This is a genomic window from Myxococcus sp. SDU36 (genome assembly GCF_030168875.1).
Taxonomy (GTDB): Bacteria; Myxococcota; Myxococcia; order Myxococcales; family Myxococcaceae; genus Myxococcus; species Myxococcus vastator.
Genome location: NZ_CP077414.1, coordinates 1,496,160 through 1,510,215 on the forward strand (window position 1 = coordinate 1,496,160; position 14,056 = coordinate 1,510,215).

The 14,056-nt window shown below is 70.5% G+C and carries 12 protein-coding genes; 4 read left to right on the forward strand and 8 right to left on the reverse strand.

Annotation, left to right across the window (positions count from 1 at the left end):
* Positions 1-11: 11 nt before the first annotated feature.
* Positions 12-866, reverse strand: coding sequence for an IclR family transcriptional regulator (locus KGD87_RS06275; RefSeq protein WP_284666578.1), 855 nt, complete (start codon positions 864-866; stop codon positions 12-14).
* Positions 867-1,015: 149 nt separating this feature from the next.
* Between KGD87_RS06275 and KGD87_RS06280 the strand changes: the two genes are divergently transcribed.
* Genes KGD87_RS06280 through KGD87_RS06295 form a run of 4 tightly spaced genes read left to right on the forward strand, consistent with a single transcriptional unit; the run spans position 1,016 to position 6,316 of the window.
* Positions 1,016-2,545 carry a 3-hydroxyacyl-CoA dehydrogenase gene (locus KGD87_RS06280; RefSeq protein WP_284666579.1) on the forward strand — a complete coding sequence of 510 codons (1,530 nt, stop codon included), beginning with the start codon at positions 1,016-1,018 and terminating at the stop codon, positions 2,543-2,545.
* Positions 2,545-3,741 carry a 3-oxoadipyl-CoA thiolase gene (locus tag KGD87_RS06285; protein WP_502888006.1) on the forward strand — a complete coding sequence of 399 codons (1,197 nt, stop codon included), beginning with the start codon at positions 2,545-2,547 and terminating at the stop codon, positions 3,739-3,741. Before KGD87_RS06280 ends, KGD87_RS06285 begins: the two co-directional genes overlap by 1 nt.
* 19 nt (positions 3,742-3,760) lie before the next feature.
* Positions 3,761-5,179, forward strand: coding sequence for an aldehyde dehydrogenase family protein (locus KGD87_RS06290; RefSeq protein ID WP_284666580.1), 1,419 nt, complete (start codon positions 3,761-3,763; stop codon positions 5,177-5,179).
* Between the two features lie 42 nt (positions 5,180-5,221).
* A complete protein-coding gene (locus KGD87_RS06295) occupies positions 5,222-6,316 on the forward strand; it encodes a Zn-dependent alcohol dehydrogenase (RefSeq protein WP_284666581.1) in 1,095 nt (364 codons plus the stop codon).
* A 58-nt stretch (positions 6,317-6,374) separates the two neighbouring features.
* On the opposite strand, the gene KGD87_RS06300 is transcribed toward KGD87_RS06295, so the two are convergent.
* From KGD87_RS06300 to KGD87_RS06330, 7 genes are read right to left on the reverse strand one after another with little or no spacing between them, the layout of a single operon-like run.
* Complete coding sequence (locus KGD87_RS06300; protein ID WP_284666582.1) at positions 6,375-7,292, reverse strand: transporter; 918 nt, start codon at positions 7,290-7,292, stop codon at positions 6,375-6,377.
* Between the two features lie 46 nt (positions 7,293-7,338).
* Positions 7,339-8,430: a branched-chain amino acid ABC transporter permease gene (locus KGD87_RS06305; protein WP_284666583.1), complete on the reverse strand. Its 1,092-nt coding sequence runs from the start codon at positions 8,428-8,430 to the stop codon at positions 7,339-7,341.
* A gap of 23 nt (positions 8,431-8,453) precedes the next feature.
* Positions 8,454-9,347, reverse strand: a complete 894-nt coding sequence (locus KGD87_RS06310) for a branched-chain amino acid ABC transporter permease (RefSeq protein ID WP_284666584.1) — start codon at positions 9,345-9,347, stop codon at positions 8,454-8,456.
* A complete protein-coding gene (locus KGD87_RS06315; protein WP_284666585.1) occupies positions 9,344-11,164 on the reverse strand; it encodes an AMP-dependent synthetase/ligase in 1,821 nt (606 codons plus the stop codon). Before KGD87_RS06315 ends, KGD87_RS06310 begins: the two co-directional genes overlap by 4 nt.
* A complete protein-coding gene (locus KGD87_RS06320) occupies positions 11,161-11,931 on the reverse strand; it encodes an ABC transporter ATP-binding protein (protein WP_284666586.1) in 771 nt (256 codons plus the stop codon). The genes KGD87_RS06315 and KGD87_RS06320 overlap by 4 nt, the downstream gene beginning before the upstream one ends.
* An 8-nt stretch (positions 11,932-11,939) precedes the next feature.
* Positions 11,940-12,746: an ABC transporter ATP-binding protein gene (locus KGD87_RS06325; protein ID WP_284666587.1), complete on the reverse strand. Its 807-nt coding sequence runs from the start codon at positions 12,744-12,746 to the stop codon at positions 11,940-11,942.
* Positions 12,733-13,983 carry an ABC transporter substrate-binding protein gene (locus KGD87_RS06330; protein ID WP_284666588.1) on the reverse strand — a complete coding sequence of 417 codons (1,251 nt, stop codon included), beginning with the start codon at positions 13,981-13,983 and terminating at the stop codon, positions 12,733-12,735. Before KGD87_RS06330 ends, KGD87_RS06325 begins: the two co-directional genes overlap by 14 nt.
* Between the last annotated feature and the right edge of the window lie 73 nt (positions 13,984-14,056).

Genomic DNA, 14,056 nt, shown 5'->3' on the forward strand with positions numbered 1-14,056 from the left:
TGTCTTCCTTGTCAGCGGCGCTGAAGGGCCGTCTCGACGTTGCGGACGAGGTTCACCAGTCGCGGACCGATATCCAGCAGCAGCCGTTGTCTGGGCAGCAGGAACGAGGGGCCGCCACAGTTGAACGCCAGGATGCCGCTGCCGTCCGGAGGGATGAAGGGCACGCCCACCGCGTTGACGTCCCGGTCCCAGTCTCCGATGGAGAGCGTGAAGCCGTGCGTGCGGTAGTCCTCGAGCGCCTTCTCGAGGCTCGCCTCGATGCGCGGCCACTTCTCCGGCTCGCGCCTGGCCATGTGGTCCATGAAGTAACGCCGCTCGCCCTCCGGGAGCGCGGCCAGCAGCGCGCGCCCCATGGCCGTCGTGGCCAGCGGCAGCCGCGAGCCGATGTCCAGCCGCAGCGTCACCGCCGCCGTGGAGCGGCAGTGCTCCACGTACACCACGTTCATCCGGTCCCTGCTGCCGAGCGACACCGGCACGTTCGCGTAGTCCGCCAGGTCCTGCATCAACGGCCGGGCCACGTCGCGCACCCCCATGTTGGAGAGCGCCGCGAACCCCAGCGCGAGCACCCGTGTTCCGAGCTGATACTTGCCCAGCCGCTCCGAGTACGTGAGGTAGCCCAGCCGCGTCAGCGTGTGCGTCAGCCGGGAGATGGTGGGCTTGGGCAGGCCGGTGCTCGCCGCCAGCTCCTGATTGCCGAGCATGGGCCGCTGCGGCGTGAACGCGCGCAGGATTTCCAGCCCGCGCGCCAGCGCCGTCACGAACTGCCGGTCCTTCACTTCCTCGGCGCTCACTTGCTCCAGCGAATCCACGAAGGAAGCACCGACTTCTTCATTGGGGGGAAAGGAGGGAGCGGCGAAACGTGGCATGGGTTCGCGGTCCTGGAATGAGCGGGATTGTCAGAACGATAGACAGACAGTAAAAGAGGGTCAAGGTTTGCGAAATTCAGTTTCGCATAGCGAAATTGAGATGCCCGCCATGGTGGATGTGATTGCCGAGAAGCCCGATGGGGACTGACATGCTCGACGTCAACGGCGCGGGGCTCATCCTGGGGGTCGTCGGCACGGGTGTCATGGGGCGCGGCATTGCCCAGCTCGCCGCCCAGGCGGGCATCACCGTGTGGCTGCTTGACAGCCGTCCGCGGGCGGCGGCGGAGGCGCGCGCGGCCGTGGGGGCGACGCTCGACGCGCTGGCGTCCAAGGGACGCATGTCCGCCGAGGACGCGCGCTCCGCGATGGCCCGGCTCGAGGTCGTCGTCGACGAGGCGTCGCTCGCGGGCTGCCAGGTGGTGGTGGAGGCCATCGTCGAGGACCTGCGAGTGAAGCGCGAGCTGTTCACCCGGCTGGAGGGAATTGTCGGGCCGGAGTGTTTGCTGGCCACCAACACCTCGTCGCTGTCCGTCACCGCCATCGCCGCGTCCTGCGAGCGCCCGGGGCGAGTGGGGGGCTTCCACTTCTTCAACCCCGTGCCCTTGATGAAGGTCGTGGAGGTCATCGAGGGCGCGCGCACGGAGCCCTGGGTGGGCGAAGCGCTGGTGTCCCTCGCGAAGCGCCTGGGGCACCGCCCGGTGCGCGCGGCGGACACGCCGGGCTTCATCGTCAACCATGCCGGGCGCGGCTTCGGCACGGAGGCGCTGCGCATCCTCCAGGAGGGCGTGGCGTCGTTCGACGAAATCGACCGCATCCTGCGCGACGCCGCCGGCTTCCGGATGGGGCCCTTCGAGTTGCTGGACCTGACGGGGCTGGATGTCTCGCACCCGGTGATGGAGTCCGTGTACGAGCAGTTCTACCAGGAGCCGCGCTTCCGTCCGTCGTACGTGCTGCGCCAGCGGCTCGCGGCGGGACTGCTCGGGCGCAAGAGCGGGCGCGGGTTCTACGCTCACGAGGGTGGCAGGCAGCAGCCGGTCCCCGCGCGCGCGCTTCCCACGGGCGAGCGCCGTCCGGTCTGGGTGGCGGCGGACGAGCCGGCGTGGCGTGACGCGCTGCTGTCCCTGGTCCGCGCGGCGGGGTGGTTCCCGGACGACGGCGAGCGCCCCGCGCCGGAGTCCCTGTGTCTCATCGCGCCGCTGGGCCGGGATGCGACCACCGCCGCGCTCGCGCTGGAGGTGGACCCGGCGCGGACGGTGGCGGTGGACCTGCTCTTCGGACCGGAGCGCCGCCGCACGGCGATGAGCACGCCAGTGACGCGGCCCGCGTTCCTCGACTCGGCCGTCGCCTTGTTGTCCGCGGATGGGACGGCGGTGTCCCGCATCCACGACAGCACGGGCTTCGTCGCGCAGCGCGTGCTCGCCACGGTGGTCAACGTCGCCTGTGACATCGCCCAGCAGCGCATCGCCAGTCCGGAGGACATCGACGCGGCGGTGACGTTGGGGCTGGGCTACCCGCGCGGGCCGCTGGCGTGGGGTGACGCGCTCGGGCCTCGCCGGTTGTTGAAGGCACTGGAAGCGATTCATGCCGCGTCGGGGGATCCGCGCTACCGCGCGAGCCCCTGGTTGTCGCGCCGGGCACGGCTCGGCGTCTCCCTCCTCACCCCCGAGAGCTGCCCCTGATGAGCGCTTATATCTACGACGGGCTGCGCACGCCGTTCGGTCGCCACGCCGGAGCGCTGTCCCCCGTTCGTCCCGATGACCTGCTGGCCGGTGTCCTCCGCGCGCTCCTGTCGCGGGGCCCCTTCGAGCCAGGTGACGTGGAGGATGTCGTCATCGGCTGCACGAACCAGGCGGGCGAGGACTGTCGCAACGTGGCCCGCCACGCGGCGCTGCTCGCGGGGCTGCCCGTGGAGACCGGAGGCCTGACGGTCAACCGCCTGTGCGGCAGCGGGCTGGCGGCGGTGCTCGACTCCGCTCGCGCCGTGCTGGCGGGGCAGGGCGAGCTGTTCGTCGCGGGAGGCGTGGAGAGCATGAGCCGCGCCCCCTTCGCCCTGGCGAAGGCGGAGTCCGCCTACAGCCGGGACGCGAAGCTCTTCGATACGACGCTGGGGGCGCGCTTCCCCAACCCTCTGCTCGTCGGCCGCCATGGCGGGGACACGATGCCGGAGACGGCGGACAACGTCGCTCGCGAGCTGGGCATCGGCCGTGAGGAAAGCGACCGGTTCGCCCTGGCCTCGCAGCGGAAGTATGAGGCGGCCAGGGCCAGGGGCTTCTTCAACGGCGAGCTGGTGCCGGTGGCGCTGCCGGGGCGCCGCGGCGCCGTCATCACCGTGGCGGTGGACGAGCAGCCGCGCCCGGACACGACGCTCGAGAAGCTGGCCTCGCTCAAGTCGCTCGCGGAGGAGGGGGTCGTCACGGCGGGCAACGCCTCCGGCATCAACGACGGGGCCGCGGCGCTGCTCGTGGGCAGTCTGGCGGTGGGGGAGCGCGCGGGGTGCAAGCCGCTGGCGCGCATCGTGTCGGCTGCCATCGCGGGAGTCCCGCCGCGCACGATGGGACTGGGCCCCGTCCCGGCCGCGCGCAAGGCGCTGGAGCGGGCGGGGCTGGCGCTCGGGGACATGGAGGTCATCGAAATCAACGAGGCCTTCGCGCCGCAGGTGCTGGGCTGCCTCAAGCTGCTGGAGCTGGGCGAGGACGACAGCCGGGTGAACCCGAACGGTGGTGCCATCGCCGTGGGGCATCCGCTCGGGGCCTCGGGCGCGCGGCTGGCGCTGACGGCGGCGCGTCAGCTCCAGGTGTCCGGCGGGCGCCATGCGCTGGTGAGCATGTGCATTGGCGTGGGGCAGGGCATCGCCGCCGTCCTCGAACGTGTTTGAGCTCGCGGGAGAAAACCCTATGCAGGTCTTCGACAGGCTGTACATCGGCGGTGAGTGGGTGGCGCCTCGTGGTTCGGGGCACATCGATGTGTACAGCGCCTCCACCGAGGAGGTGATGGGGCGCGTCCCCGAGGGCGCGGTGGAGGACGTGGAGCGCGCGGTGCGCGCGGCGCGCGCGGCCTTCGAGCCCTGGTCCAGTCTGCCCGTCGCCGCGCGGGTCGACGTGCTGAAGCGGCTCCAGGAGGGGCTGACCGCGCGACAGGATGAGCTCGCGCGGACGATGACCGGCGAGGTGGGCATGCCGCTGGGGTTGGCGAAGGCCATCCAGGTGGGCACACCCATCGCGGTGACGGGCTCGTACGTGAAGCTCCTCCAGGCGCATTCCTTCGAGGAGCAGGTGGGCAACTCCCTGGTGGTGCGCGAGCCCGTGGGCGTCGTCGCCTGCATCACCCCCTGGAACTACCCACTCCATCAAATCGTGGCCAAGGTGGCGCCGGCGCTGGCGGCGGGCTGTACCGTGGTGCTCAAGCCCAGCGAGGTGGCGCCGCTCAACGCCTTCATCCTCGCGGACATCCTCCATGCGGCGGGCGTCCCTGCGGGCGTCTTCAACCTCGTCTCGGGCACGGGCCCCCTCGTCGGCGAGGCGCTCGTCAGCCACCCGGAGGTGGACATGGTGTCCTTTACGGGCTCGACGCGCGCGGGGCGGCGGGTGTCGGAGCTGGCCGCCGCCACCGTCAAGCGCGTGGCGCTGGAGCTGGGTGGAAAGTCCGCCTCCATCCTGCTCGATGACGTGAACCTCAAGAACGCGGTGAAGCGCGGCGTTGGCAACTGCTTCCTCAACTCGGGGCAGACCTGCACGGCGCATACGCGGCTGCTGGTGCCTTGCGCGCTGCACGAGGAGGCGGCCCGGCTCGCGGCCGAGACAGCGGCGGCCTTCACCCTGGGGGATCCGTTCAAGAACGAGGCGAAGCTGGGGCCGGTCATCTCCCATGCCCAGCGCGCGCGGGTCCGGCAGTACATCGAGCAGGGGATTCGCGAAGGCGCGCGGCTCGTCGCTGGCGGGCCGGAGCAGCCCGAGGGCCTTCCCAGGGGCTACTACGTGAAGCCCACCGTCTTCGCGGACGTCACGCCGGAGATGGTCATCGCGCAGGAGGAGATCTTCGGCCCCGTGCTGGCCATCCTGCCCTATGCGGACGAGGACGACGCGGTCCGCATCGCCAACGGCACCATCTACGGCCTGGCGGGCGGCGTCTGGTCCGAGGATGTGGAGCGCGCCAAGCGCGTCGCGCGGCGCCTGCGCACGGGCCAGGTGGACATCAATGGCGGACGCTTCAATCCGCTGGCCCCGTTCGGGGGCTACCGGCAGTCCGGCAACGGCCGCGAGCTGGGCCGCTACGGACTGGAGGAGTTCCAGGAGCTGAAGGCCATCCAGCTCTGAGCATTTCCCCCCTCGTTTTCTCTATGACCCAGGAGCCCCCTCATGAAGGCCGCCGTGTGTTTCGAGAAGGACGTGTTGACCGTGGATGACGTGCGCTTCGAGCCTCCGCGGGCGCGCGAGTTGCTCGTGCGAATGGTGGCGTGCGGCGTGTGTCACACGGACCTGTCCGTGCTGAATGGCACCGTGAAGATGAAGCTGCCCTGTGTGCTGGGGCACGAGGGGGCGGGCGTCGTCGAGGAAGCGGGTGACGACGTCACGCACGTGAAGAAGGGTGACAAGGTCGTCCTCTCCTGGGTGGCGCAATGTGGCGAGTGCTACTTCTGCCGCATCCAACGCCCGAACCTGTGTGAGCTGGGCGAGCGCATCAACGCGAGCAACCGGATGCCGGACGGCGGCACGCGGCTCTACAAGGACACGCGGGAGCTGAACGTGTTCTCCGCGCTGGGGGCGCTGGCGGAGTACGCGGTGGTGCCGGCGCGGGCCGCGGTGCGGTTGCCGGAGGACGCGCCGCTGGACAAGGCCGCGCTGATTGGCTGCGCGGTGGCCACGGGCGTGGGCGCGGTGTTCAACACGGCGCAGATGCCTCCCGGGGCCACGGTGGCGGTGTTCGGCACCGGAGGTGTGGGCTTGAACATCATCCAGGGCGCGGTGCTCGCCAGGGCGGAGCGCATCATCGCGGTGGACGTCCATCCGAAGAAGCTGGAGTTCGCCAGGGTGTTCGGCGCGACGGACGTCGTGGACGCGCGCGAGGTGGACCCGGTGGCCGCCATTCGCGAGCTGACGCGCGGACGCGGCGCGGACTACGCCTACGAAGCCGTGGGGCGCAAGGAGACCATCGAACAGGCGTACCTGTGCACGCGCAAGGCGGGCACGTGTGTCGTCGTCGGCGTGGGCAGCGTGAAGGAGCAGCTCAGCCTCAACATCTTCGTGCTGCCGCTGTTCGAGAAGCGGCTGCTCGGCTCCTGGTTCGGCACGGCCGACGTCCACAGGGACATGCCCCGGCTCCTGGAGCTCTACACTCAGGGCAAGCTCAAGCTCGATGAGCTGGTGACGACGACGTACACGCTGGAGCAGGTTGACCAGGCCTTCACGGACATGCAGCGCGGCGTGAATGCCCGAGGCGTCGTGCTCTTCTGACGCGGAAGGGGCCGCCTGTTCTGGCGGCCCCACACCGCGACAGCGCCGCCGAGGCCGCTCAGAAGAACACGTGCGTGAAGCGCGCGCCGACGAACTGGCTCTTCGTCATGCCCTCCGACGCGCCGATGTCCGGCTGGAACTGGAGCATCAGCGTGGAGGCCTTCTCCAGGCGGATGCCCATCGTCAGCCGCAGCGACTGCACCGTCTGGCGCGAGGCAATCTCCAGTTCGCCCGCGGGCGTCTCCACGGCGCGCCTGCCCGCCGCGTCGATGAGGTAGCCCACGCCGGTGAAGAACGTGGGGGACAGGTCCATGCCCAGGTGGAAGATGCCGCCGAAGCTCGGCGCCTGGCTCAGCGTCACCTGGGCCGCCCCATTCGCAGTGGGCAGGAGGAACTCATCGTTGTCGCCCTGGAACGCCATGTTCACCATGGCCTCCACGGTGAACGCCTTCAGGAAGCGCTGGCCCGCGACGAGCTGCGGACGCACCACCCAGCGGTTGCCGCTGATGTTCACGAACCGGGTGTTGTCATAGGTGCCTGTCGGAAGCGTGACGTAGGGCGTGAACGCGAACCACGTGTGCGTGTGGTCCTCCGCGTTCTGGACCAGGCCGTAGCCAATCGTCGGGATGTAGGTGACGTCACCCACACCCGAGGCGCGCAGCGCCGTCTTGGGCCCCGTGGGCGCGGCGGGGTCTGCCTGGAACACCGTGACGTCCACCACGGGCAGGCTCACGTCGAAAGGGACGACGACCAGCTCCCCGAACTTCAGCACGTACGTGGCGCGGAAGGCCGCTTGGATTTGCGAGAAGTCACGATCGCCGGAGGCGGAGACGTGACGCAGGTACACGTTGGTGATGACGCCCCGGTGTGGGACGTAAAAGCCCGCCTCGTAGTCACGCAGGTCCGGCTGCTGGGCCTCGGCACCGGACGCTGGCAGGAGCGACACGAACAGGACGGCAAGCAGCGCGCGCTTCATGGTGAGTCTCCATTCCTCGGTTGAACGTCATTCGTCATGGCGGACCTCAGTAGCGGAACGGCCACGCCTGGAAGTACCGCCGGACCCGCAGCCACACCCCGAACAGCCCCAGCGGCTCGCGCACCAGCACGAGCACCACCACCACCGACAGCAACACGGTCGCCTGCTGCGAGGACGTCAGTTGATTGAGCAGCGGAACCGCGCCGCCCACCGTCTCCGCCAGCGGGCTCAGGAACGTGAACGCCAGCGCGCCACTCACCGCGCCGAACACGGAGCCTACGCCCCCCAGGACAATCATCGCGATGTATTGGATGGACAGGTTCAGGTCGAAGGGCGGCTCGACGGTGATGTATTGCTGCTGGAAGGCGAACATCGCCCCCGCCACCCCCGCCAGGAACGACGACACGCCGAAGGCCTGGAGCTTGGCCCGCGTCGTGTCGACGCCGAGCACCTCCGCCGCCAGGTCCTGGTCCCGCACCGCCATCATCGCCCGTCCGCTGTCCGAGCGCTGCACGTTGCGCGTCAGCCAGACGGCGCCGCCCGACACGAGCAGGAACACGAAGTACAGCTTCCGCTCGAACGTGAGGCGCACCCCGCCCACCGTCCACGTGCCACCCAGCGGAGCGCCGCCCCCGCTGGCCTCGTCGCGGAACCACCAGGACATGGGCACGGCCGTCCCGCTCAGGCCGTTCGTCACGTCCGGGTAGGCCAGCAGCAGGTGCTGCGTGAGGAACACGAGGCCCAGCGTGACGATGGCCAGGTAGAGCCCCTTGAGCCGCAGCGCGAACGCGCCAATGACGACGCCGACGAGCGCGGACACCGCCCCCGCGCAGGGCAGCGCCAGCCAGAACGGCCAGCCGAGCTTCGCGCCGAGCACCGCCACCGTGTACGCGCCCAGCGCGAGGAAGGCCGCGTGCCCCAGGCTCACCTGCCCGGCGAACCCCGTCAGCACCATCAGCGCCGCGGCGCCGACGATGGCCACCAGCCCCAGGTTGCCCACCGTGAGCCAGCGCGCGCTGGCCAGCCAGGGGTAGGCCAGGGCGACCGCCACCGCGAGCACCGCGCCGGCCTTGTGCCAGGTGCCGGGCAGCAGCTTCAGGTCGTCCTCGTAGCGAATCACCAGGGGGCGGGTGGGCATGGGTCGTCTCGCGAGCGCGCGCACTAGACGCGGCGCACCTCGTGCTCCCCCCACAGCCCGCGCGGACGCAGGACCAGGAAGAGAATCATCGCGGCGTAGGGGAAGACGGCGTGGAAGTTGTGGCCGAAGGCGCCCAGGTGCGGGTTGACGTACGCCTGCGACAGCACCTCCAGCAGGCCCAGCATGAACGCGGCCACCACCGCGCCCACCACGGACTCCAACCCGCCCACGATGATGGCGGGGAAGGCGCGCAGCGCGACGTAGCCCAGGTTGGAGTCCACCGAGCGGGGGAACATCCCCAGGAAGATGCCGGCCACCGCCGCCGTCGCGCCCGCCAGGAACCAGGTGAAGCCGAGCACGCGGCCCACGGGGATGCCCAGCGACAGCGCCACCTCCTGGTTCTCGCTCGACGCGCGCATGGCCACGCCCAGCGGCGTGCGCTGCACCAGTCCGTGCAGCCCCACGAGCACCGCGGCCGTTACGCCCAGGGAAATGAGCGAGGACACGAGCACCGTGGCGTCGCCCACCTGCACCTCCGCCATGGCGTCCCACGGCGTGGGCATGCCGCGCGTGTCCGCGCCGAAGGCGATGACGATCCCCGCGCGCAGCAGCAGCCCCAGGAACAGCGTCAGGATGATGGTGGTGAAGACGGGCCGGCCCACCATGCGGCGCAGCACCGCGCGCTCCAGCAGGGCGGCCAGTCCCCCGGTGAGCGTGGCGGTGGCGGCGAGCGCCACCCACCAAGGCAGCACCTCCGCGAGCGCCGTCATCAGGAACGCGCCCAGGCTGAGCAGCTCGCCGTGCGCGAAGTTGAAGAGCCGGGAGGCCCGGTACACCACCGAGAAGCCCAGGGCGACGAGCGCGTAGCTCGCGCCGAGCGCCAGGCCGGAGATGCTGAGCTGGAGCAGCTGCGTCATTCGCGTGTCCTCGCGTACATCGCTTCCACCAGGCTCGCGTGCAGCTCGAGCACCGCCTTGCGCCGCACCTTGAGCGACGCCGTCACCTCGCCCGCGTCCTGCGTCAGCTCGCGCGGCAGCAGCCGGAAGGCGCGCACCTGCTCCACGCGGGCCAGGCCCTCGTTGGCGCGGGCCACCTCCGCGTCGATGAGCTCGCGCACCTCGGGCCGCTGCGTGAGATCCGTGTACGAGGTGAAGGCAAGCCCGCGGCGCAGCGCCCAGTCGGCCACCGTCTCCGGGTCCACCTGCACCAGGGCGCTGACGAAGGGCCGGCGGTCACCAATGGCCACCGCCTCCTTGATGTACGGGCTGTTCTTCAGCGCGCTCTGGATGCGCTCGGGGGAGAGGTTCTTCCCGCCGGAGGTGATGAGGACTTCGCGCTTGCGGCCGGTGATGCGCAGGTAGCCGTCCGCGTCGACTTCACCCAGGTCCCCGGTGTGCAGCCACCCGTCCTCGCCACGCACCTCGGCGGTGGCGTCCGGACGGTTGAGGTAGCCGAGGAAGACGTTGGCGCCGCGGATGAGCACCTCGCCGTCCTCCGCGACGCGACACTCCACCCCTGGCGCGGTGCGCCCCACGGTGCCCAGCCGCGTGGCGTCCGGGAGGTTGAGGTGGCTGGTGCCCGCGCTCTCCGTCTGGCCGTAGCCCTCCCGGATGGGCACGCCGATGCCGTCGAACCACGCGAGCAGCTCCGGGGAGACGGGCGCCGCGCCGGAGAGGGGGAGGCGACAGCGTCGCAGCCCCAGCCGCGCCTGGAGCGGCCGGAAGACGAGCAGGTCTCCCACGAACCACACCAGCGAGTCCCACCAGCGGCGCTGACCGTCGCGCCGCCGCTCGCGAAGCTGGCCGCCCAGCCGGGTGAAGGTGGTGAAGAGGGTGCGCTTGAGCCACGACGCGTCCTTCATCTTCACCTGCACCGTGGCGTGCATCTTCTCCCAGATGCGCGGCACGCCGAGGAACACGGTGGGAGACACCTCGGCCAGGTCCTGCTGCACCGTCTCCAGCGACTCGCCGAAGTGGACCTGGCCCCCCACGACGAGCGGCAGCAGCAGGCTGAACAGCTTCTCCGCCACGTGGCACAGCGGCAGGTAGGAGACGACGCTGTCCCCTGGCCCCAGCCCGAGCCGCTCGACGAACAGCTCCGAGCCCTGGAGCATGTTGCGGCTGGAGACCAGCGCCCCCTTGGGAGCGCCCGTCGTGCCAGACGTATAGATGACCATCGCCGCCTCGTCGGGCGTGCGCTGGGCGAGCTGCTCGCGCAGCCACGCCGGTGTCACCGCCAGCAACACGCGGCCCCGCTCCAGCAAGCCCGACCAGGGCTGGAGCCGGGCGTCCTCCACGCCGCGCAGCCCGCGCGTCTCGATGACGATGACGTGGCGGACGGAGGGCGTCTGGGCCGCGACGGCGGCGACCTTGTCGTACTGCTCCTGGTCCTCGCAGAGGACGACGCCGCAGCGCGCGTCGTTGAGGATGTAGGCGACGTCCGCGGCCGGGTTCGTCTGGTAGATGCCCACGGAGCGCGCGCCGAGCACCTGCGCGCCCAGGTCCATGAACAGCCACTCGGGCCGGTTGTCGCTGAGGATGGCGACGGAGTCTCCCGCGCGCACGCCCAGCTCCCACAGGGCGCGGGCCACCCAGCCGACGCGGTCCAGGTAGTCTCGGAAGGACAGCTCCCGCCACAGGCCGCGCTGCTTCTCGCGGATGGCGACCGCGTGGGGGCGCTGCTCCGCCTGGAGCCAGAGCTGGCCCGCCAGCGTCATGGGCAGCGCCGCGCTCATGCCGCCACCGTCCCGCCGACGTAGGCGCTCAGCACGCGCGCGTCCTCGCGCAGCGAGGCCGGGGGCCCGTTCGCGATGACGCGCCCCCGGTCCAGCACCGTCACTTGCGTGGCCAGGTCCATCACGAAGCGCAGCTCATGGCCGATGAGGACCTGCGTCACGCCCAGTTCGTGGCGGATGTCGAGCAGGTGGTTGGCCATGTCCTCCGTCTCCTCCTGATTGAGGCCGGCGGTGGGCTCGTCGAGCAAGAGCAGGCGAGGCTCCATGCACAGCGCCCGGCCCAGCTCCACGCGCTTGCGGATGCCGTAGGGCAGCACCGCCACCGGCATCCACCGGAAGTGCTCCAGGTCGAGGAAGTCGATGACCTCCTCGGCCTTCTCCCGGTGCCGGACCTCCTCGGCGCGCGCGCCGCGTGTCCAGAACAGGTTGCTCAAGAGGCCCGTGCGGTAGCGGGTGTGGCGGCCGAGCAGGAGGTTCTCCAGCACCGTCAGGTGCTCGAAGAGCGCCAGGTTCTGGAACATCCGCGCCACGCCCAGGCGGGCGATGCCCGTGGGGCCCACGCCCGTGAGGTCCTTGCCGTCCAGCCACACCCGCCCCTCCATGTGGCGGTGGATGCCGCTGACGCAGTTGAAGAGGCTGCTCTTGCCAGCGCCGTTGGGGCCAATGACGGCGTGCAGCGCGCCGGCCTCGATGGAGAAGCTGACGCCATCCAGGGCACGGACTCCGGAGAACGAAAGTCCGACGTTGTCGAGCTCGAGCAGGGCCATGCCTCTCCTCACGACAGCCAGCGCCGCTTGCGGCGGTAGCGCTTCAATTCGTGGTAGCCGCGCTGTCCCTCGCGACCGAAGCCCAGGTAGAACTCCTGGACGTCCGGGTCCTCGCGAAGCCGCTCGGCGGGGCCGTCCAGCACCAGCTTGCCCGTCTCCAGGACGTAGCCGTGGCTGGCGAGCCCCAGCGCCACCTTCGCGTTCTGCTCCACCAGCAGCACCGTCACGCCCTCTTCGCTGATGCGTCGAATCAGCTCGGACACCTCGCCCACCGCCCTGGGGGAGAGGCCCAGGAAGGGCTCGTCCAGCAGCAGCACGCGCGGGCGGCGCATCAGTCCCCGGCAGATGGCGAGCAGCTGCTGCTCTCCTCCCGACAGGTAGCCCGCGGGCTGCCTGCGCCGCTCGCGCAGCAGCGGGAAGCGCGTGAAGGCGGACTCCACCAGCTCCTTGCGCGCCTGGAGGCCCATCCCGAAGCCACCAGCGAGCAGGTTCTCCTCCACGGAGAGCGCGTCGAGGATGCGGCGGCCCTCCATCACCTGCACCACGCCCGCGCGCACGCGGCTGTCCGCGGTCAGGGTCAGGAGGCTGTGGCCGCTCAGCTCGATGCGCCCCTGGGTGATGGCGCCGTCGTGCAGGTCCAGGAGGCCACTGATGGCGCGCAGCGCGGTGGACTTGCCGGCGCCATTGGGGCCCAGGAGCGCGATGACGCCCTGGGCGGGCACCTCCAGGGTGATGCCCCGGAGCGCTCGCACCACCGAGGCGTAGACGACCTGGAGGTTCTGGACGCGCAGCAGCGGTGGACTACTTGCTGACATCGGCGGCCCGGGACGTGGTGGGGTTCAGGGCCTTGGGCCGGGCGTAGCCGGCGACGACGCTCCACGTGCCCTGGTCGAGCACGGGCTTGAGCACGCGGACCTGGACGGCCGTCTCATACGGGAAGCGGGTGAGGTTCACCGGCTCCGCCGTCATGCCGCTCGCGGTGGTGTTCAGGGCCTTGAGGGCCTTGAGGTAGCCGGCGCGGGTGACGTCCTTGGCCTCGATGGCGGCCTTGAGGGCCTCGAGCTGCACGCGCCCCTGGATGTATGAGGAGAGGGTGTAGAAGTCCCTGGGCGTGTCCGGATGCTTCGCGTGCAGGGTGAGGAAGTCCTTCATGCCCGGCACGTCGTCGCCCCAGTAGGTGAGGCCGGTGACCCAGTAGAAGTGGGTGAAGACGGGGGGCGGGATGACCTTGGGGTCGAAGAAGCGGTCCACCCACGCGGGCGTCTGGCCCACCCAGTTGGGCATGTACTTGAGCTGCGCGGCCGTCCCGAGGATGGGGCCGGAGGCGCTGGGCAGCACCGTGAGCAGCACGTAGTTGGCGCCCGACGCCTTGAGCGCCGTGACGATGGCGGCGAAGTCCTTCTGGCCGGGGGCGACGCTCTGCTGCGAGACGACGGTGACCCCGTGGAACTTCGCGGCCTCGGTCCAGCCCTCCAGGCCGTCCTTCCCGTAGTCGTCACCCTGCGCGACGATGGCGGCCTTCACCTTGTCCGCGCCGCCCGCGTGCTCCACGGCCCAATCCAGGGCGCGCATCGCCTCCAGCTTGTACGAGGCGCCGATGGGCGGCGTGTACGGGTGGCGCGCCATCTCCGACGACTGCGACGCGGGGAAGGCCACCACGCCGTCCGCGGTCAGCTTGTCGCGCAGCGGCAGGGTGTTGGGTGTGCCGAAGCTGGTGCCCAAGAAGAGCACGTCGTCGTGGATGTCGCTGTACGCCTGCACCGCGTTCTGCGGGTTGTAGGCGTGGTCGCGCTCGACCAGCTCGAGCTTCCATCCGTCGGGCAGCAGGCCGCTGTCACCGGCGTTCACCTGCTTCACCAGGAGCCGCTTGCCCGCGGCGAAGGGCTTGCCGATGGCCGCGCCCGGGCCGCTCTCGTCGTTGAGCGCGCCGATGGAGACGACCTGCCTCTCCACGTCGACGCCCTTGTCTGTCTTGAGGTCCGACACGGGCTCCGCCTGCGTGGGCGCCCCCGCTGGCTTCGGCGTCGAAGCCTCTTCCTTCGTGCAAGCCATCAGTCCGAGTGTCGCTGCCAGGAGTCCGACTACGAGTCGTTGCATCGCAACCTCCCCGTCCGGTTCGTGGCGG